This window comes from Sandarakinorhabdus oryzae (assembly GCF_009733735.1).
Lineage (GTDB): Bacteria > Pseudomonadota > Alphaproteobacteria > Sphingomonadales > Sphingomonadaceae > Sandarakinorhabdus > Sandarakinorhabdus oryzae.
Map to the genome: position 1 here is coordinate 1 of NZ_WNJP01000391.1, position 668 is coordinate 668.

The 668-nt window shown below is 70.7% G+C and carries 1 protein-coding gene; it reads left to right on the forward strand.

Features of this window, described 5'->3' with window-relative positions:
- Positions 1–12 precede the first annotated feature (12 nt).
- The coding region (locus GJ693_RS16480; protein ID WP_235903015.1) for a class I SAM-dependent methyltransferase at positions 13–668 on the forward strand (656 nt) is incomplete at its 3' end.

Consider the following 668-nt stretch of genomic DNA (forward strand, 5'->3'; position numbering starts at 1 on the left):
CACGGCACGCTAATGGCCGACGCGCTGCGCCTGCTCGGCCGGCTGCCGGGCTTTGCCGCCAGCGCCGGGCTCCACATGGTCGAAACCAGCCTCGCCCTGCGCGCCATCCAGCGCGCACGGCTGGCCGGCTGGGCGGCGCAGTGGCACGACCGGGTGGATCAGTTACCGGATGACCGCCCGCTGATCATCGTCGCCAACGAATTCTTCGACGCGCTGCCGATCCGCCAGCGCCGGGCCGGGCAGGAACTGCATGTCGGCCATGATGATGGCCTGTTCATGCCGCTGTGGCTGCCGGCCGATGGCCATGAAAACGCTGCTGACGCCGAATGGAGCGAAGCCGCCCAGGCGATCATGGGCCATCTCGCCGGCCGCCTCGCCGCCCAGGGCGGGGCCATGCTGATTGTCGATTATGGCTATGGCGGCCAGGTCATCGAAAGCGTGCCGCTCGATACGCTGCAGGCCGTCCATCGCGGCGAGAAGGTCAGCCCCTTCCTCGATCCGGGCCGCCATGATCTGACCGCGCACGTGGATTTCAGTGCGCTTGCCGCCATCGCCCATGGCCGCGGCCTCGCCGTGCACGGCCCGGTGGCGCAGGGCGCGCTGTTGGGGGACCTCGGCATCGCCGCCCGGGCCGAAGCGCTGAAGCAGGGCAAGCCCCCGCACGCCGC